Origin of the sequence: Streptomyces sp. NPDC085937, assembly GCF_044540535.1 — a bacterium.
Lineage (GTDB): Bacteria > Actinomycetota > Actinomycetes > Streptomycetales > Streptomycetaceae > Streptomyces.
Genome location: NZ_JBITSH010000016.1, coordinates 59,347 through 77,237, shown reverse-complemented (window position 1 = coordinate 77,237; position 17,891 = coordinate 59,347). Strand labels below are relative to the sequence as shown.

16 protein-coding genes are annotated in these 17,891 nt (G+C 75.7%); 7 read left to right on the top strand and 9 right to left on the bottom strand.

Annotated features, from left to right (window positions below; translation table 11 throughout):
* Nucleotides 1–33 precede the first annotated feature (33 nt).
* The 3 genes from ACIF8S_RS27845 to ACIF8S_RS27835 are packed head-to-tail and all read right to left on the bottom strand — an operon-like array spanning nt 34 to nt 3,604.
* On the bottom strand, nt 34–1,059 hold the full coding sequence (locus tag ACIF8S_RS27845; RefSeq protein ID WP_400002632.1) for a DUF5914 domain-containing protein: 1,026 nt from the start codon (nt 1,057–1,059) through the stop codon (nt 34–36).
* Complete coding sequence (locus ACIF8S_RS27840) at nt 1,059–2,075, bottom strand: phytoene/squalene synthase family protein (RefSeq protein WP_400002630.1); 1,017 nt, start codon at nt 2,073–2,075, stop codon at nt 1,059–1,061. The genes ACIF8S_RS27845 and ACIF8S_RS27840 overlap by 1 nt, the downstream gene beginning before the upstream one ends.
* Nucleotides 2,072–3,604: a phytoene desaturase gene (locus tag ACIF8S_RS27835; RefSeq protein ID WP_400002628.1), complete on the bottom strand. Its 1,533-nt coding sequence runs from the start codon at nt 3,602–3,604 to the stop codon at nt 2,072–2,074. The genes ACIF8S_RS27840 and ACIF8S_RS27835 overlap by 4 nt, the downstream gene beginning before the upstream one ends.
* A gap of 342 nt (nt 3,605–3,946) precedes the next feature.
* Here ACIF8S_RS27835 and ACIF8S_RS27830 point away from each other — a divergent pair, with 342 nt between their 5' ends.
* From ACIF8S_RS27830 to ACIF8S_RS27820, 3 genes are all read left to right on the top strand, one after another.
* Entirely contained in the window at nt 3,947–5,140 is a 1,194-nt protein-coding gene (locus tag ACIF8S_RS27830; RefSeq protein ID WP_400002626.1) for a lycopene cyclase family protein, read from the top strand.
* 215 nt (nt 5,141–5,355) lie between these two features.
* Nucleotides 5,356–6,084, top strand: coding sequence for a class I SAM-dependent methyltransferase (locus tag ACIF8S_RS27825; RefSeq protein ID WP_400002625.1), 729 nt, complete (start codon nt 5,356–5,358; stop codon nt 6,082–6,084).
* Complete coding sequence (locus tag ACIF8S_RS27820) at nt 6,081–7,661, top strand: FAD-dependent oxidoreductase (protein ID WP_400002623.1); 1,581 nt, start codon at nt 6,081–6,083, stop codon at nt 7,659–7,661. The genes ACIF8S_RS27825 and ACIF8S_RS27820 overlap by 4 nt, the downstream gene beginning before the upstream one ends.
* Before the next feature lie 264 nt (nt 7,662–7,925).
* Here ACIF8S_RS27820 and ACIF8S_RS27815 read toward each other — a convergent pair whose 3' ends face one another.
* The 5 genes from ACIF8S_RS27815 to ACIF8S_RS27795 all read right to left on the bottom strand — a co-directional run bounded on the left by ACIF8S_RS27815 (nt 7,926) and on the right by ACIF8S_RS27795 (nt 12,234).
* Nucleotides 7,926–9,002, bottom strand: coding sequence for a B12-binding domain-containing protein (locus ACIF8S_RS27815; RefSeq protein ID WP_400002621.1), 1,077 nt, complete (start codon nt 9,000–9,002; stop codon nt 7,926–7,928).
* 14 nt (nt 9,003–9,016) lie between these two features.
* Complete coding sequence (locus tag ACIF8S_RS27810; RefSeq protein WP_400002619.1) at nt 9,017–10,570, bottom strand: PP2C family protein-serine/threonine phosphatase; 1,554 nt, start codon at nt 10,568–10,570, stop codon at nt 9,017–9,019.
* A 235-nt stretch (nt 10,571–10,805) separates the two neighbouring features.
* Entirely contained in the window at nt 10,806–11,519 is a 714-nt protein-coding gene (locus ACIF8S_RS27805) for an adenosylcobinamide amidohydrolase (RefSeq protein ID WP_400002617.1), read from the bottom strand.
* Between the two features lie 75 nt (nt 11,520–11,594).
* Entirely contained in the window at nt 11,595–12,014 is a 420-nt protein-coding gene (locus tag ACIF8S_RS27800) for an ATP-binding protein (protein ID WP_400002616.1), read from the bottom strand.
* 70 nt (nt 12,015–12,084) lie between these two features.
* Nucleotides 12,085–12,234, bottom strand: a complete 150-nt coding sequence (locus ACIF8S_RS27795; RefSeq protein WP_106967106.1) for a hypothetical protein — start codon at nt 12,232–12,234, stop codon at nt 12,085–12,087.
* Nucleotides 12,235–12,969: 735 nt separating this feature from the next.
* Here ACIF8S_RS27795 and ACIF8S_RS27790 point away from each other — a divergent pair.
* Together ACIF8S_RS27790 and pgm are read left to right on the top strand one after the other, a co-directional pair.
* A complete protein-coding gene (locus ACIF8S_RS27790) occupies nt 12,970–13,398 on the top strand; it encodes a hypothetical protein (protein ID WP_400002614.1) in 429 nt (142 codons plus the stop codon).
* A gap of 105 nt (nt 13,399–13,503) precedes the next feature.
* A complete protein-coding gene (pgm, locus tag ACIF8S_RS27785) occupies nt 13,504–15,144 on the top strand; it encodes a phosphoglucomutase (alpha-D-glucose-1,6-bisphosphate-dependent) (RefSeq protein ID WP_400002612.1) in 1,641 nt (546 codons plus the stop codon).
* Nucleotides 15,145–15,203: 59 nt separating this feature from the next.
* On the opposite strand, the gene ACIF8S_RS27780 is transcribed toward pgm, so the two are convergent.
* On the bottom strand, nt 15,204–15,719 hold the full coding sequence (locus ACIF8S_RS27780; RefSeq protein WP_400002610.1) for a hypothetical protein: 516 nt from the start codon (nt 15,717–15,719) through the stop codon (nt 15,204–15,206).
* A gap of 242 nt (nt 15,720–15,961) precedes the next feature.
* On the opposite strand from ACIF8S_RS27780, the gene ACIF8S_RS27775 reads away from it, so the two are divergent.
* Both ACIF8S_RS27775 and ACIF8S_RS27770 read left to right on the top strand, forming a co-directional pair.
* A complete protein-coding gene (locus tag ACIF8S_RS27775; RefSeq protein ID WP_400002608.1) occupies nt 15,962–16,504 on the top strand; it encodes an ArsR/SmtB family transcription factor in 543 nt (180 codons plus the stop codon).
* Between the two features lie 10 nt (nt 16,505–16,514).
* On the top strand, nt 16,515–17,789 hold the full coding sequence (locus ACIF8S_RS27770; protein ID WP_400002732.1) for an MFS transporter: 1,275 nt from the start codon (nt 16,515–16,517) through the stop codon (nt 17,787–17,789).
* The last annotated feature ends 102 nt before the right edge of the window (nt 17,790–17,891 follow it).

Below are 17,891 nucleotides of genomic sequence, written 5' to 3'. Positions count from 1 at the left end.
CCCCTGCCCGGTGTCTCCACCGGGCGGGGGTTCTCAAGTGCCCGGGAAGCGGCCCGTGGAGCGGAGGGCCCAGCGGCGTTCCGCGTAGGCGAGGTCGTCCCGCCAGAGGCGGGCCGAGGCGGTCCGGACGAGGGGGCGCAGGAGCGGGGCGGCGGCGCGGGCGAGGGCGAAGCCGCGGCGGTCCGAGGCCGCCACCACCGCCTCGATCACCGCGGTGCGCGGCCTGCCCGACGCGTCCGGTCCCAGGGGAGTGGCGTGGGTCTCGACGACCGACCCGACCCCCTCGCCCTCGGTGATGTGCATGACGACCGTGCGCGGCTCCGGCGCCGTGAACACGGCCCGCACCGGCACCACCAGACGGCCCGCCACCTTGAAGGACACGTCCACGGCGAACGCGTCCTCGCCCGCGTCACCGGGCCCGTCCGGTCCGTCCGGCGCGTCGGCCACCGTGAGGTCGACGAACGAGTACGGGTGGAACCAGGCCCCGTGCCAGGGGTCCAGCCGGTTCGCCACGACGTCCTCGGGCTCGCAGACGCCCACCCCCGCGTACACCGCCGTCAGGGCACGGGCCGGCACCGGCCGGCGCGGCACCACCGGCGCGTCGAGCGGCTCCTCGCCGCCCACCGCGTCCAGCCGTACCCACACCAGCACCCCGTCGTCGTACGCCGGGAAGGGGTCCCAGCCCGCGAACGGGCCGCCGTTCAGGGAGAGTCCGTGCCAGTGGCAGACGAGCGTGCCGCAGCGTACCGGGCTGTCCCGCAGTGGCGCCCCCAGGTGCGGGCAGACGCCCGGACCGGCGACCACACCGCCGCCCGCGTCCCGCCAGACCACCACCTCCTGCCCGGCGACGGTCCGGCCCAGCGGGCGGTCGCCGCCGACGTCGCGGGAGGCGCCGACGACGTACCAGTTGCCCGAGGGGCGCGCCTGCGCCCGCTTGAGCGCCCCGGCGATGACGGCGGGCCTGGCGTCCCGCCAGGTGGGGCGCTGCCGCTCCCAGGCCACCGCGTGGCGGCGCAGCGACAGCGGCAGCCGCCCGCGTCGGCGTCCGTTCCCGGCCATCACGCGACCTCCTCGACCATCCGCGGGGCCGACGGCTCCGCCGCCGTCAGCGGAGGACGGCCGGGTTCCCGGGCGGCGGCACCGCGCGCCTTGAGGCGGGCGGCGGCCACCCGTGCCAGCCCGTCCGCGGCCACCACGGCGCGCCGCCGGCGCGGCACCACGGACCGCCGGTGCAGCACCGCGTAGCCGTCCTCGGCCACCGCGTCCAGGATCCCGCCGTACAGCACGAAGGCGGTGCGGATGCAGGGGCGGGACACCGGTTCGAGCATCGCGAGGCCCGGTGCCGCCTGCCGGTACACGCCCCGCGTCAGCGCCTCGAACGCGCGCAGCGCGGAGGTGACGCGCGGGTCGCGCCGGCCCGTGTCCCGGCTCCACCGCAGCAGCTCCCGGTCGGCGCCGTGCGCGGCGAGCAGGTCGGCCGGCAGGTACACCCGCCCCCGGTCCAGGTCCTCGCCCACGTCCCGCAGGAAGTTGGTCAGCTGGAAGGCGACACCGAGGGCCGCCGCGTGCGGCGCCGCCGTCCCGCGGTCGGTGACCGTGCCGAGGACCGGCAGCATCTGCAGCCCGATCACCGCGGCCGAGCCGTGCATGTACCGGCGCAGGGCCGCGTAGTCGGCGTAGTCGGTGACCACCAGGTCGGAGCGCATGGCGGTCATGAAGTCGGCGAAGTGACCGTGGTCGATGCGGTACCGCCGCGCCGTGTCGGCGAGCGCCCGCACCACCGGTTCGGCGCTGTCGCCGTCCCGCAGCCCCTTCTCCAGCTCGGCCTCCAGCACGGCCAGTTCGGCGTCGCGGCGGGCGGTGTCCGCGCCCGTGCCCAGCGCGTCGACGATGTCGTCCGCCCAGCGGGCGAAGCCGTACAGGGCGTGCACGGCGGGCCGCCGCTCCACCGGCAGCAGCCGGGTGGCCAGGAAGTACGTCCTGCCGTGCCGGGCGTTGAGCCGGCGGCAGTGGCGGTACGCCTCGCGCAGCGCCGGATCGGTGACGCCGGCCGCGTCCAGTTCACGGTCGGTCATACGGGCCTCCTGTGCGGAAGTGAGGGGGAGACGCGTCCGGCGGAGCCGCCGGCGCCGGTGACGCGCGCCGCGGCCAGCTTCCCGGACAGCAGCACGGTGGGCACGCCGACGCCGGGCGTGGTGCCGCAGCCGGCGAGGACCGCGTTCTCGGCGGAGCGCACCAGGTTGCGGGGGCGGAACGGACCCGTCTGGGCGAAGGTGTGCGCGGTGGCGAACGGAGTACCGGCCGCGTGCCCCTGCGCGGTCCAGTCTGCGGGCGTGACCACGCACTCCGCCTCGATCGCGGAGGCCAGCCCGGCCAGGCCGCGCTCCTCCAGCGTCCGCAGCACCGTGTCCCGGTAGCGCGGCGCCAGGTCCGTCCACTCGGCGGCGCCCGGCCCGATGTCGGTGTTCGGGCAGGGCGCGAGGACGTAGTGCAGATGGCGGCCCGGCGGCGCGAGCGAGGGGTCGGTGGCGGTGGGCCGGGTGATCAGCAGCGACGGGTCGCTCATCAGCCGGCCCGTGCGGGTCAGCTCGTCGAACGTGCCGCGCCACGCCTGCCCGAAGGAGAGGGTGTGGTGGGCCAGTTCGGGCCACGTCCGGTCGGTGCCGAGGTGCAGCACCACCGCCGACGGCGAGTGCCTCAGCCGCACCGGACGGCGGGGCGCCCCGCCGAGCAGCCGGTAGGTGACGGGCAGGTCGGGGGTGAGGACCACCGCGTCGCAGGGGATCCGCTCGTCGCCGGTGACCACCGCGGTGACCCGGCCGCCGGAGCGCTCCAGCCGGGTCACCTCCCGGCCGAACCGCAGGCCGGCGCCCGCGTCGGCGGCGGCGTCCGCCATCGCCCGCGGCAGCGCGTGCATGCCGCCGCGCGGGAAGTACACCCCGGCGACCGTGTCCATGTACGCGATCACCGCGTACGCGGCCAGCGCCCGTGCCGGGGGGACGCCCGCGTACAGGGCCTGGAAGGAGAAGACCCGGCGCAGCCGCTCGTCCTTCAGGAAGCTCCCGACGCGCGCGTCCAGCCGGCCGAAACCGCCGAGCGCCGCCAGCCGGACCAGGTCCGGGTGCAGCAGACCCAGCGGCGAGTCGAAGTTCGCGTCGATGAACCGGCGCATCTGCGCCCGGTACAGCCGCTCGAGCCACTCCCGCATCCGCAGGTAGCCCGCCGCCTCCCGGGCCCCGGCGAACCGCTCCACCTCCGCGGCCATCGGCTCCGCCCGGGTGTGCACGTCGAGGCCGCTGCCGTCGGCGAACCGGGCCCGGTAGGCCGGGTGCAGCGGCACCAGCTCCACCCGCTTGCGCAGACTGTCGCCGACCGCGGCGAACGGCTCGTCCGCCAGGTCCGGCATGGTCAGCACGGTCGGCCCGGTGTCGATGCGGTACCCGCCGAGGTCCAGGCGCCCGGCGCGTCCGCCCGGCAGCTCGTCCCGCTCGACGACGGTGACGCGCCGGCCCGCGCCCAGCAGGTGCAGTGCCGCCGACAGACCGGCGAGACCGGCCCCCACGACGACGACGTGGTCCGTGCGCCCGGGAACGGTACGGGTCACCGGCCGGCCCCCGCTCCGGCCGCGCTCCCGCACGGCTCGCCGCACCCCGCCGTACGCCCGTACGGCGGCCGTGCCGTCACACGACCGGGCCGCACCCGGACGGTGTATCCCGGCGGGTGGGCCGGGCGCGGCGCACGCGACCCGTCCGTCGCGCGGTGTCTCTTGGCCCCTGTGGGGAGCATCCGGTGTCTTCCTCTCGTCGGCACGCACATCGCTCCGGTACGCCGGACGACCGGCGCATGCCTTCCCGATCGCGCCCGTCGTCTCACGCCCGAGTGACCCGGATCCGACCGGGCACACGGACGGAACAACTGGTCGAACGCAGGAGGGAGGTGACGCCGCGTGCTGCAGGCGGACGTCGCGATCGTCGGGGCGGGTGCGGCGGGGCTGTCCCTCGCCCACCGGCTGGCCGGTCCCGGCAGCGGTGGCACGGGGCCGTCCGTCGCCCTCGTGGAAGCACCGCCCGGCCCGCTGCGGCCGCCGCGTCGCACCTGGTGCTTCTGGGAGGCCGGCCCCGGCCGCTTCGACGCCGCCGTCACCGCGTCCTGGCGGCACCTGCGGGTCCGCGACCCCTCGGACACGGTCATCGACGGGGACATCGCGCCGCTGCGCTACAAGATGATCCGCTCCGACGACTTCGAGCACCTCGTCGCGCGCGACCTGGCGCACCGTGAGGACGTACGGCGCGTGGAGGGGACCGTCGACACGGTCGAGGACGTGCCCGGGGGAGCGGTGGTGCGGCTGCGGGACGGCGCCGGGCACGCCCGCGCCGTACGGGCCCGCTGGGTGTTCGACTCACGCCCGCCGGGCAGCCTGCCGGCCGCCCGCACCACGCTGCTGCAGCACTTCCACGGCTGGTTCGTGCGCACCGCCCGGCCCGCCTTCGACCCCGGTACCGCCGAACTGATGGACTTCCGCACCCCGCAGCCCGCCGACGGCCTGTCGTTCGGCTACGTCCTGCCCCTCGGCCGGCACGACGCCCTGGTGGAGTACACGGAGTTCTCCCCCCGCCCCCTCACCCCCGACGCCTACGACGCGGCCGTACGGCACTACACCGGGGACGTGCTCCGCCTCGGCGACCTGGAGGTGCTGTCCACCGAGACCGGCGTCATCCCGATGACCGACGCGGTGCTGCCCCGGCAGACCGGCCAGTCCGTGTTCCGCATCGGCGCCGCCGGCGGCGCCACCCGCCCGTCCACCGGCTACACCTTCGCCGGCCTGCAACGCCAGACCCGGGCCGTCGCCGCCGCCCTGCGCGCGGGCCGGCGCCCGACGCCGCCGCCCGCCCACTCGGCCCGCTCCCGCGCCATGGACGCCGTCCTGCTGCGCGCCCTGGCCGGCGGCCGGGCCGACGGCCCCGCCCTGTTCTGCCGCCTGTTCGACCGTGTGCCCATGCGCCGGCTGCTGCGGTTCCTCGACGGCCGCACCCGGCTGCACGAGGACCTCGCCGTCGGCCTGCACGCGCCGGTCGGGCCGATGCTCCGCTCCGCGCTGGAACTGCCCCGCCTGCCCCGCCGCCCCTACGAGGGCCCTTGACGGCCCGCCGCCCCTACGAGGCCCTTGACCGCCGGCCCCCCCTCCCTACGAGGGCCCTGACCGCCCGCCATCCCTACGACGACTCTGACCGCCCGCCGCCCCCCCACGAGGGCATCTGACCGCCCGCCGCCTTTCACGACCCCCTGACCGCCCGCCACCCCTGCGACAGCCCTGACCGGCCGTCGACCCGCCCGCCCCGCCATCCCGGAGAAGCCATGACGCTGTTGCGCGACGAGCACCTCGCCGCCGCCTTCGACCACGCCGCCCGCAGTTACGACACCCTGGTCGCCGCCAACCCCGGCTACCACGCCCACCTGCGCCGCTCCGCACGGCGGCTCGGGCTGCCCCGGGGCGGCGACGGCCTGCGCGTGCTCGACCTCGGCTGTGGCACCGGCGCCTCCACCGCCGCGCTCGCCGAGGTGCTGCCGGGCGCGGACATCACCGCCGTCGACGCCTCCGCGGGCATGCTGGAACGGGCCGCCGCCAAGACCTGGCCGCCGAACGTCACGTTCACCCACGCGCCCGCCGAGCGGCTCGCGGAGGCCGGCGTGACCGGCCCCTTCGACGCGGTCCTCGCCGCCTACCTCTTCCGCAACGTCACCGACCCCGACGCCGTGCTGCGCACCGTGCGCGGGCTTCTCGCGCCCGGCGGACGGCTCGCGGTGCACGAGTACACCCTCGGCGGACGCCGGAGCGACCGCGCCGTGTGGACCCTGGTGTGCCGGGGCGTCGTCCAGCCCGTGGCCACCCTGCTCGGCGACGGCGGCCTGTACCGCCATCTGTGGCGCAGCGTCGTCGACTTCGACACCGCCGACCGTTTCGCGGACCGGATGCGGTCGGCAGGGTTCGACAGCGTGCGCCGCCTGCCGCTGCCCGGCTGGCAGACGGGCATCACCCACACCTTCACCGGGCGCCGCCCCCACACCGCGGAGGCCGCGCGATGACCCGGCCGTCCCGCCCCGCCGCCGCCCGCCGCGGACGTGACCGCCGCGCCCGGGTGCTCGTGGCCCGGCCCGGCGCGGCACGCGTCGACGGCGACCGCCGGCCCGGCACCGCCGTCGTCGGTGGCGGCATCGCCGGACTGGCCGCCGCCACCGCCCTCGCCGAACGGGGCGTCGCCGTCACCCTGTACGAGAGCCGCCCTTACCTGGGCGGGCGCGTCGGCGGCCGGCCGGTCGACCTGAAGGACGGCACGCCCGCGACGATGAGCCGCGGCTTCCATGCCTTCTTCCGGCAGTACTACAACCTGCGCGGTCTGTTGCGCCGTACCGACCCCGCCCTGGAACGCCTCACGCCGCTGCCCGACTACCCGCTGCGGCACAGCGACGGCCTGCACGACAGCTTCCGGCACGTGCCGCGTACCCCGCCGTGGAGCGCGCTCGGGTTCGCCGCGCTCAGCCCGTCCTTCCCGCTGCGCGAGCTGCCCCGGATGAACGCGGCGGCCGCGCTGCCCCTGCTCGACGTCCGCGTGCCCGACGTCTACGAACGCCTCGACGGGGTCAGCGCGCACGACTTCCTCGACGCGGTGCGCTTCCCGGAGAGCGCGCGGCACCTGGCGTTCGAGGTGTTCTCCCGCAGCTTCTTCGCCGACCCGAAGCTGCTGTCGGCGGCCGAGATGGCGCTGATGTTCCACATCTACTTCCTCGGCTCCTCCGAGGGCCTGCTGTTCGACGTGCCCGCCGCGCCCTTCCCCGCCGCCCTGTGGGAACCGCTCGCCGCGCTCCTCGGACGGCACGGCGCCGAGCTGCGGACCGCGACCCCCGTCGAACACGTCGAACCCCTCGCGGACGGCGGCTACGCGGTCACCACCGCCCGGGACGAGCGCCGCCACGACACGGTGGTGCTCGCCCTGGACGCCGCCGGACTGCGCGGCCTGGTGGAACGCTCCGGCCGGCTCGGCGACGCGCCGTGGCGGGAGCGCGTCGCCCGCCTGCGCAACGCCCCGCCCTTCCTGGTGTCCCGGCTCTGGCTGGACCGGCCGGTGGCGCCCGACCGCCCCGGCTTCCTCGGCACCAGCGGCTACGGCACCCTCGACAACGTCACCGTCCTGGAGCGCTACGAGGACGAGGCGGCCCGGTGGGCGTCCCGCACCGGCGGCTCCGTCGTCGAGCTGCACGCCTACGCCCTGCCCGCCGACGCCTCCCCGGAGGTCGAACAGAAGCGGCTGCTGGACCAGTTGCACCGGGTCTACCCGGAGACCCGCCGGGCCGGGACCGTCGACGCCCGGCACGAATGGGCCGCGGACTGCCCGCTGTTCCCGGTGGGCGGCTACCAGGACCGGCCGACGGTCCGCACCCCCGACCCGGGGGTGGTGATGGCCGGCGACCTGATCCGCACGTCGCTGCCGGTCGCCCTCATGGAACGCGCGGCGACCACCGGATTCCTGGCGGCGAACGCCCTGCTGGAACGCTGGGGCGTACGCGGCCAGACGCTCTGGACGGTCCCCGACCGCGGCCGCAGCGCACCCCTGCGGGCCCTGGCGGCGACGCTGGGACGCCACAGCACGCCGCACGGAGCCTGACGGCCGACCTACCGGCCGACCGGCCCGGCCCCGCGCACCCCGTGGCCGGCCCACCCGTGCCGCGAGGGCGTGCGGGTCCCTGGCCGGGTGAGGTGTGCGGCTCCTGCCGCGGTCGCGGCACGCCCTGACCACGGTGGTGGCACGCCGGGCAGCGCGACGCCCGAACACTGACGGGCGCGGCGCACCTTCGGAGACGTTCCGGACCAGGTGCTCGGCGGCGCCGGCGCCGTGACCCCGCCGTCGCCGGGGCCTGCGAGGTGTGGGTCAGACCACCGTGTCGGTGACCGCCGGGTCCGTCCTGCCGGTGAGGTGCGCCGCGCCGGCGCGGACGACGGACAGCGCGCGCGGGAAGTCGTGCAGGTGGTCGCCGATGATGTCCAGGCCGGTCACCAGCGAGTGGGGCGGGACGCTGCGGGCCGACAGCACGTCCGCCGTCCAGCCGAGGAAGTCGGTGAACACCTCCACGTCGTCCACGTAGAGGGCGGTGGCCAGGAAGTCGACGACGTGCGCCAGGTCCTCCGCCGTCCGCTCCCGCTGGGCCTCGTCGTACTCCCGCATCGGGGGGAACCGGCGCTCCAGCTCGGTCAGCGTCTCCTTGACCAGCCGGCCGCGCGACTGGGCGACCATGCTGTACTCCTGGTCGGCCAGGTGCGGCAGGTCGTCGATGGCCTGCCGGGCCCCCGTCGGCCGGGCCAGGCCGGCCTCCAGCACCGCCGCCGCGCCCCGCGCGTCCGGGGCCCACGCGTCGGCGCCCAGGGCGCGCGCGTACCGCCCGTCCACGCCGAACGCCCGGCCGCCGGCCACCACCGGCACGCCGACGGACCGGCAGGCGGTGATCGCGGTGTGCGCCCGCGGCAGGTGGGTCGGGATCGACCCGGAGAGCAGCACGGCGTCGGAGTTGGTGTGGTGCTGGTGGGCGACCAGATGGGGCGTCGGCGTCTGCGCGCCGAGATAGTCGACCTGCCAGCCCCGCAGCCGCAGTGTCTCGGCGACCAGCCGGGCCGGGAACGCGTGCCACTCGCCGTCCACGCAGCTGACCGTCACCCGGCCCCGCCGCGCGGTGGGGCGGGTGCCCGTCGGCCGGTGCACCAGGGCGGTGATCACCCGCTCGTTGATCGCCGTGGCCGCGTGCTCCTGCGCGACGGTGATCCGGTCGGCGGCCCACTCGACGCCGATCTTCGCCTGCACGGCCGCGACCACGTCGAGCAGCAGGTCCTCCTCCCGCCAGCCGTCGGCCAGGGCCGCACGGACGACCTCGACGGCGTCGTACTCGTCGCCGTCGATCACCGCCCGCCACAGCGCCTCCGCCGGCTCGGCGGCCGAGGCCCGCGGGCCGCTCATCCGTTCCTCCTCGTTCATGCGTCCGCACCGGTCGCTTCGTCGTCCGTGCCGCGACCCGTGCGCGGCGCGCCGATGGCGACGACGGCCATGTCGTCGTGGCGGCTCCCCGGCTCCAGCCACTGCGCCGCCAGCATCTGTACGTGTTCCACCATGGCCTCGCCCGGCATGCCCCCGCACCCCGCGAGGGCCTGCCGCAGGCGCTCCTCCCCGAACAGCTCGCCGCCCAGCGGTCCGCCGCGGGCCTCGGTGATGCCGTCGGTGTAGAGCAGGCAGATGTCGCCGGGCGCGAGGACGGTCTCCACGGTCCTGGCGGTCACCTCGGGCAGCGCGCCCACGAGGGTGCCCTGAGTGGGCACCTCCTCGACCCTGCCGTCGGTGCGCACCACGAGCGGCGGGAGGTGCCCGGCGCTGGTCAGCCGCAGCCGTACGGAGCCGTTGCGGCGTCTCACGGAGGCCAGCACCAGTGTGGCGAACCGGGCGTGGTGGGAGGTGAGCAGGGCGCCGTTGAGCATGCGCAGCACCCGGAGGTGGTCGGAGGCCAGCGGCAGCAGCGCGTGCAGCGTGTTGCGGATCTTCCCGGTGAGCACCGCCGCGTCCAGTCCCTTGCCGGCCACGTCACCGAGCGCCACGAAGGTCTCGGCGGAGGCGTCGGGCCCGGGGTGGACGTCGTAGAAGTCGCCGCCGACCCGTTCGTGGTCCATGGCGGTCCGGTAGCGGCCCGCGTAGTCGACGCCGTGCACGCGGCTCAGCGGCGGCGGCAGCAGCTCCCGCATGAGGGTGCCGGTGATGGCGCTCTGCTCGCTGTAGAGGCGGGCCGCCGACAGGGCGGTGCCCGCGCGGGAGGCGAACAGCCGGGCGAACCCCTCCTCCTCGGGCGTGAACCCCTTCTCGGTGTCCGACCGCAGCAGGATCAGCGCGCCGGCGGGCACCCCGTGCCCGGGCAGCGGGGTGACGAGCACGGACCCGAGCGGTCCGGAGAAACCCTCGGGGACCACCCAGTCCGGTATGGCGGCCGGGTTGATCCAGCGGGCCGGCACCGGCGGGAAACCGCGCAGGGCCTCGTCCAGGCCGGGGACGGAGAGCGGGTCGATCTGCCGGGTCTCCTGCGCCACCCGCCGCCCGCGCAGGGCGTGGGTGACGGCGTACCGGTGGCCGGCCGGCGGGGTGATCAGCACGGCGGCCTCGGCGAGGTGGTCGGTCGCCATGCGGGCGGCGACCTCCGCGCAGCGCGGCACGTTCAGGGAGGACAGGAGGGTGCTGAAGAGGTCGGAGGTGGCGTCGGCCCGCTTACGGGTCTCCCGCGCGGCCGTCTCGGCCCGTTCGAGGTCGCTGCGGTCGAACAGCCACCAGGCCACCGCACCGTCACCGGTGGGGGACGGCCGGGCCTCGTAGGCGCGGTCGCCGAAGGTCCCGGCCGGCGTGGCCGCCGTCGGGTCGGAGGTTCCGGCGACATGGCGCCGGTGCGCGTCCGCCAGCCACGACGGCGGGAGGCCCGTGGTGGGGGAGGCCGCGGTGAGGCGGCGGGCGGCGCGGTTGCGGCCGGTGATCCGGCCGCGCGAGTCCAGCACCAGAACAGGGCAGGGCGCGTCGTCCCACGTGGGGATGGATCCGTCGCGCGCCTGGCACGGATCGGCACTGGAACCCGGGGAAGAAATCACGAACGAGGTGCGCGCCGCGCACCCACCCCCTCTCTCGTCGGCGTGAGCAGGTACGGCGGCAACGGTCCCCCATCCATGCCCGCGAAGCAACCTGCCTGGTCGGCGAGGAGGTCCATGGGGCGACGCGTACCCCCGACCAGGTGTTTCATGCCTGGCCGTGGACGGCTGGGCCGTCCCGGTCCGTCATCACCACGGCCTGCCGCACGGCCCGGTGCACGGCGCGCGCCAGCCGCGCCCCCCACAGCGACCGGGGCCCCGCGAAGGCGTACGCCTCCCGGTGCGGGCCCGGGGCGTCGGCGACCACGCACACCGCGTCGGTGGGCGTGCCGGAGCAGTCGTACCCGCCCTCCACCAGCGCCTGGACCTTCGCCTCCGTGGCGGTGGCCACCGCGTTCACCAGGGCCGCGTCGGTCAGCGCGGCCGGTACGGCCACCACGACGTTGATCGTGCCCGGGTCCTGCACGTCCGCGGCGCCCTCCCCGGGCCGGGCGGCCCAGCCACGCACGTCCACCCCCGCTGTGACGAACGCCTCCACACCGCCGTCGTCCGCGTGCGCGTACGCCGACACGTCGGCCGCCGTCATCAGCCCCACCCCGTCACCCCGCACCCCCGCCGCGGCGGCGAGGGAGGCCAGGTGCCGTTCGGGGTCGGTGCGCCGGTAGCCGTGCGCGACCTGGGCGTTGAGGATCCAGTCCCGCTCGCCGATGCCGCCTCCCAGCACCGCGCTGCTGATCGTGCGCCGCCCGGGCCCCGCGGTCCACAGCAGCGCGTGCAGCAGCTCACCGTCCTCGGTGCGGGTCAGGCGGCGCGGGGCCGGCAGTGCGGGGGTCGTGGGCTGCGGGGGCAGTACGGCGGTCACCGGGCGGGGCTCCTTGCGGGGGTCGGCCCGACCGATCGTAGGCCGGGCCGGCTCCGCGCCCCGCGGCGGGGCTGATCACACCGCGGTGACGCCCTCCGGAGCGCGGAAGCAGGCGGTGACCGTCTTGCCGTGGGGGCAGGGACGCGCCTCCCACGTGTCGGCGAGGATGTCGACGAGGAGCATGCCGCGTCCGCCGACCCGCTCGTCGTCCGGTTCCCGGGGCGTCGGCAGGGCGGTGGAGCCGTCGTGCACCGAGATGTGCAGGCAACGGGTGTCCCACGACATGACCAACTGCGCGTCCGTACGGGCGTGCACATGTGCGTTGGTGACCAGTTCCGACACGGTGAGCAGCACGGCGTGGGCCGTCTCGGGCGCGGTCTCGTCCCACCCCAGGGAGGCGAGGTGTTCCTGCGCCCAGTCACGGGCCGCCTTCACTCCCTGGCCCATCGGCAGGGAGCGGGCCCAGCCCACGGTGCGCACCGACTGTTCGTTCATGGAGTCCTCTCGGGTCTTCGGCCGGCGGTCCGGACGGGTGCGTACCGGACCGCTCGGGCAGGGGGACGGCTCAGCGCCGGCCGCCGCGCAGCCGTCCCAGCAGCCGCTGGGCCTGCGCCCGCCGGCGGGGGTCGGACGCGGCCCGCCGCACCTGCTCGGCCGTGCGGCGTCCCTGGGGGCTTCGGGCGAACTGTTTGATGCGTTCCACCATGCCGGGCATGGTCGCTCCTCTCGCTGGGCGTCGGCGGTGTACTCGCCGCCTTCCACCTACCCGCTGGGCGCGGGTACAGCCCTGGGCCGGGGCGGTGATTCACCGCCGGCCACCGGACGCGACGGCATCTGGGCGGCGGGGGTTTCGCCCGGTGCGTGTGTGGCGCGGGCGGGGAAGTGGTGGTGCGCGGCGGAGCGGGGAGGGGGAGCTGGGCGGCGCCGGGACTGGGGGCCTTGGGCGGCGGGGCCGGAGCTGGGCACGTGGGGCGACGGGCCCGGGGCAGGGGGCGCTGGGCGGCGCGGTTCGGAACAGGGGGCGTTCGGCTCATGGACGGCACCCTCGGTCCGGGTCGGGACAGGCTGACTGCGGGAGTCGGCTACGGCGCCCGTCCTGGCGAACCGGCCCCGGTGCCCGCCGCAAGACGCCTCGGGACAACAGGAGTTCAGCCCGGTGGGGCAGTGGCCGCTCCAGCCGGTGACGCGCCCGGCAACGCGCCCGTCGACGGGTGGGCGTCGGGTGCGCGAGGAAGCCCGGGTCCGGGCGCGGGAGACGGCGCCGAGCGTGTCCCGGCGCGGATCGGCGGGCGGTACGTTCGGTGCCGTGCGTCCCCGCCGACACGCCTGAAGTCCGACCGCCGCCGTCGCCAAGCCCCGTTCCCGCCCCCTCCGTTGACGCACCGCGCACGCGGACCCCGCCCGTGTCACGGATGTGTTTGCCGAAGGAGTCAGCGGCAAACCGGTGTCCATGACCGAACAGAACAAGAATGCGAACCAGAAGACCTCGACCGCCCGGTCCACGGCGTCCAAGGCCAAGTCGGCCACCGACAAGGCGACCGAGCCCGCGAAGAGCACCGCCAACGGCGTGGCGGACAAGGCGGGTGACGCCGCGTCGGCGGCCGCGTCCGGCACCGAGCGCGCGGCACGGGTGGCGAACGGCGCCGCACAGTCCGCGGCCAAGGGCGTGGAGGCCGGCCGCCGCGCCGTCGTCAGCGCCACCGGGCAGGTCGCCGCGGGCGCCAAGACCGCCTGGACGGTCGTCGCCAACCGCAGGCTCGTCGCCGCCGGCGCCGCCGCCGGACTGACCGCGCTGACCGCCGCCTCCTACGCGGTGGGCCGCCGTGCGGAGCGTCACACCCACGGCCCGCTGACCCGGATGACCGGCGGACGTATCTGACACCACGGGGGCCGGAGCGGACCGAGCCCACTCGCGCGGCGACGCTCCGGCGGGGAAAGATGTCTCCGCAAGCGTAAGAACCGACCTTTGCGGAGGAGTGGGCACATGCAGCACGAGCGAGCGGGCGGTCCGGCCGGCCCCGAGGACCTCGTCGACGTCGCTCGGCTGGTCACGGCGTACTACGCGCTCCACCCCGACCTCGACGACCCGGGGCAGCGCGTCACGTTCGGGACCTCGGGGCACCGCGGCTCGTCGCCGGCGGCCGCGTTCAACGAGGACCACATCGCCGCGACCAGCCAGGCCATCTGCGAGTACCGCGCCGAACAGGGCACCGACGGGCCGCTCTTCCTCGGCGCGGACACCCACGCCCTGTCCGAACCGGCGCGGGTCACCGCCCTGGAGGTGTTCGCGGCCAACGGGGTGACGGTACTGATCGACGACGCCGACGGCTACACGCCCACCCCGGCCGTCTCGCACGCCGTGCTCACCCACAACCGGGGACGCGGCACGGGGCTCGCCGACGGCGTCGTCGTCACCCCCTCCCACAACCCGCCCGCCGACGGGGGTTTCAAGTACAACCCGCCCAGCGGCGGCCCCGCGGGCTCGGACGCGACCGGCTGGATCCAGGAGCGGGCCAACGAGATCATCCGGGGCGGCCTCAAGGACGTCCGCCGCATCCCGTACGCCCGCGCCCTCGCCGCGCCCGGGACCGGCCGGTACGACTTCCTCGGCACCTACGTCGCGGACCTGCCGAACGTGCTGGACCTGGACGCGATCCGCGCCGCCGGCGTCCGTATCGGCGCCGACCCGCTGGGCGGGGCGTCCGTCGCCTACTGGGGCCGGATCGCCGAGCAGCACCGCCTGGACCTCACGGTGGTGAACCCGCTCACCGACCCCACCTGGCGGTTCATGACGCTGGACTGGGACGGCAAGATCCGCATGGACTGCTCCTCGCCGTACGCCATGGCGTCCCTCATCGGGCAGCGCGACCGCTTCGACATCGCCACCGGCAACGACGCCGACGCCGACCGGCACGGCATCGTCACCCCGGACGCCGGCCTGATGAACCCCAACCACTACCTGGCCGTCGCCATCGGCTACCTGTACGCGCACCGCGAGCGGTGGCCGTCCGGCGCCGGTGTCGGCAAGACCCTGGTGTCCTCCGCGATGATCGACCGGGTCGCCGCCGACCTGAAGCGCGACCTGGTCGAAGTGCCGGTCGGCTTCAAGTGGTTCGTCGACGGACTCGTCGACGGGAGCCTCGGCTTCGGCGGCGAGGAGTCGGCCGGGGCGTCCTTCCTGCGCCGTGACGGATCGGTGTGGACCACCGACAAGGACGGCATCATCCTGGCGCTGCTCGCGTCCGAGATCACCGCGGTCACCGGGAAGACGCCCTCCCAGCACTACGCCGCACTGACCGCACGCTTCGGCGAGCCCGCCTACGAGCGCATCGACGCCCCGGCGACCCGCGAGGAGAAGGCGCGCCTCGCGAAGCTCTCGCCGGCGCAGGTGACCGCGGACACCCTGGCGGGGGAGGCGGTCACCGGCGTGCTCACCGAGGCACCGGGCAACGGCGCGGCCATCGGCGGTATCAAGGTGAGCACGGAGAACGCCTGGTTCGCCGCCCGGCCGTCGGGCACCGAGGACGTGTACAAGATCTACGCCGAGTCGTTCCGGGGCGCCGACCACCTCCGCCAGGTGCAGGAGGAGGCCAAGTCGGTGGTCCTCACCGCGCTGGGAGGCTGAACCGGCGCACCCCGGCCCCGTGCCGTGCCCGTCGTGGCCGGCGCGGGGCCTTCGGCGTGTCAGCCCGCCGGAATCCCGGAGGCGGACGGTGTGGTGAGACCTGCCGGCCGGGACGTCACCGCGGGCAGCGTCGCGGGGGCGTCCTCCGACTGCTGCAGCACGCTGTCGCCGGGCCCCTCGGCCGGGGTGCCCGCGCCGGTGGACAGCTGGGACCAGGCACCCAGGGCCAGGACGATCGCGGCGGCCGTGCCCACGACGCGGCCGACCCGGCGCATCCGGGCGCGCCCGTCCAGCTCCCGCCAGGACGGGCCCTCCCAGGGGTCGTCCGGATGCCACAGGTCACCGACCGCGTCCCGGGCGTCGTACCGCCGCCCCGGGCCGTCGTCGGTGCGGGCCGCCGACTGAGCCGTGCGCCCGGACGCACGCTGCCGCGCGGAGGGTTCTCTCGGGGCGGAGGCCCGGATGGCGTGCTCGTCGTCCATGAGGAACCGCTGCCAGACGTCGTCGGACAGGGACGGCACGCCGTCCTCCCGATCCTGCGGCGTTCCGCCGCCGTCCGGTCCCTGCGCGGTCACGTCCGTCCGTCCTCTCGTGTGCCGGAGCCCGCCGACGGCACCGCGGCTCACGCGCACCTGGGCCCGCCAGGATCATCGCACAGCGCGGAAATCCGAGGACGCCGGCCTCTTGGCCGCCTACCGGCACCCCGAGGTCTTCCTCGGCAGCCTCCGGACCCGCGTCCCGCCCTCCCTCGCCAGGATTCCGGCGGTCTGCGAAACCCCCTTGCGCAATGGTCAAGAAACGTTGACCATTGGGTCTCATGCCTGCCGACGACCTCCCCGAGACGTTTCACGTCACCACGGACGAGCAGCTGCGCGCCGTCTCCAACCTCACGCGCCACCGGATCATGGCCGTGCTCCGCTTCGAGCCCGCGACGATCACCCAGATCGCCGAGCGGATCGGCCTCGCCAAGGGAAGCTCCAGCTACCACGTGCGCCTCCTCGAACGGGCCGGCCTGGTGAAGGTGGTGCGCACGCGCAAGGTGCGCGGGGTCACCGAGCGGTACTACGCGATGGCCGCACGCTCGATCGCGCTGCCGGACCCGGGCGAGGGAGGCCCCGACGTGCTGATGCGGCACGCGGTGGCGGACCTCGAGGCATCGCCCGCGGACGGCGAGCGGCACGTACGAATGGCACATCTGCGGCTCACCGAGGAGCAGTTCACGGAGCTGGGGGCGCGGTTGCAGGCACTGGCGGACGAGTACCGGGAACTGTCCGACCCGTCGCTGCCGGACGCGACGCTCGTCTTCGCCCTGTTCCACCCGACCAAGGGAAGTACACCGAAGGGGGCACCGAGTGACTGACGCCAAAAGGCTGCCGGCCGGGTTCGGACGGCTGTGGACCGCGCAGACGGTCTCCTCACTCGGCGACGGCGTCACCCACGCCGCCCTGCCGCTGATCGCCCTGACACTGACGCGGGACCCGATGGCGCTCGCCGTCGTCACGGCCGCGGGGACACTGCCGTGGCTGCTGTTCGGGGTGCTCGGCGGTGCGCTGGTGGACCGCTGGGACCGCCGGCACACGATGTGGGTCGCGGACGCGGCCCGTGCGGCACTCCTCGCGATACCCGCGGCGGCGGCCGTACTCGGCATGCTGAGCATTCCGCTGCTCGCGGCCGTCGCCTTCCTGCTCGGCCTCGGCGGACTCTTCTTCGACACCGCGGCCACGGCCTATCTTCCCGATCTCCTCCACCGCGACCCCGCACTCCTGGAGCGCGCCAACTCCCGCCTGCGCGGCGCCCAGACCGCCATGTCCGGATTCGCCGGGCCACCCGCGGGCAGCGCCCTGCTCGCGCTCGGACGATCGGTTCCACTGCTCGCCGACGCGGTCTCGTACGCGCTCTCCGCACTGCTCGTACGGACGCTGCCCACCGTGCCCCGGCCCGCGACAGAGGCTCGCGAGTCGCTGCTGCGGCAGGCGCGAGCCGGGGCCTCGTACGTCTTCCGGGACCGGCTGCTCCTCGGCCTCGCACTGCGCCCGGCGGTCGGGAACATCGCCTTCCTCGCCGTGGAGACCGTCCTCGCCCTCTTCGCCCGCGAACGCCTCGGCATCAGCACCTTCGGCTTCGGCCTGCTCCTCACGGCGGAGGCCACCGGCGGCCTGCTCGGCGCGGGCATCGCCTCCTTCCTCGGCCGACGACTCGGCACCGGCACCGCACTGACCTGCACAGCCGCAGCCGAAGGACTCGCCATCCTGGGGCTCGCCGCCGCCCCGAACCCGTACCTGGCCGGGCTCGCGCTCGCCGTCTGCGGAGCCGGCATGGGCGCCACCATGGTGCTCGGACCCTCCCTGCGGCAGGCGATCGTCCCCGCCCACCTCATGGGCCGGGTCGCCTCCACCTCCCGCATGCTGGCGATGTGCGCCGCCCCCCTCGGCGCCTTCCTCGGCGGCTGGCTGGCCACCGCCTACGACGTACGCACTCCGCTCTACGCCGCCGCGGGCCTGCTCCTCACCATGACCGCCATCACGGCGACCATGACCGGCAACCGCCGGGTCGAAGCGGCGCTGCGGGCCGCAGCCCCGGTCAGCGGCCCGGATCACCCAGAACCCGCGGAGCCCGCCCGTCAGAGCGCGCCCGACGTGCTGTGACGCCTGCTGCGGCCGGCGAGACACACGCCGGTCAGCTGGCCGGCCGGTGAGGAACGGGGCCGGCCCCCCTCGTCACGAGGAGGGCCGGCACCGTGATGTGCG

Bases quoted from the DNA above. Each gene is read 5' to 3' on its own strand.
- ACIF8S_RS27845 (WP_400002632.1), bottom strand. From the start codon at position 1,059: ATGGCCGGGAACGGACGCCGACGCGGGCGGCTGCCGCTGTCGCTGCGC.
- ACIF8S_RS27840 (WP_400002630.1), bottom strand. From the start codon at position 2,075: ATGACCGACCGTGAACTGGACGCGGCCGGCGTCACCGATCCGGCGCTG.
- ACIF8S_RS27825 (WP_400002625.1), top strand. From the start codon at position 5,356: ATGACGCTGTTGCGCGACGAGCACCTCGCCGCCGCCTTCGACCACGCC.
- ACIF8S_RS27820 (WP_400002623.1), top strand. From the start codon at position 6,081: ATGACCCGGCCGTCCCGCCCCGCCGCCGCCCGCCGCGGACGTGACCGC.
- ACIF8S_RS27815 (WP_400002621.1), bottom strand. From the start codon at position 9,002: ATGAGCGGCCCGCGGGCCTCGGCCGCCGAGCCGGCGGAGGCGCTGTGG.
- ACIF8S_RS27800 (WP_400002616.1), bottom strand. From the start codon at position 12,014: ATGAACGAACAGTCGGTGCGCACCGTGGGCTGGGCCCGCTCCCTGCCG.
- ACIF8S_RS27795 (WP_106967106.1), bottom strand. From the start codon at position 12,234: ATGCCCGGCATGGTGGAACGCATCAAACAGTTCGCCCGAAGCCCCCAG.
- ACIF8S_RS27790 (WP_400002614.1), top strand. From the start codon at position 12,970: ATGACCGAACAGAACAAGAATGCGAACCAGAAGACCTCGACCGCCCGG.
- pgm (WP_400002612.1), top strand. From the start codon at position 13,504: ATGCAGCACGAGCGAGCGGGCGGTCCGGCCGGCCCCGAGGACCTCGTC.
- ACIF8S_RS27775 (WP_400002608.1), top strand. From the start codon at position 15,962: ATGCCTGCCGACGACCTCCCCGAGACGTTTCACGTCACCACGGACGAG.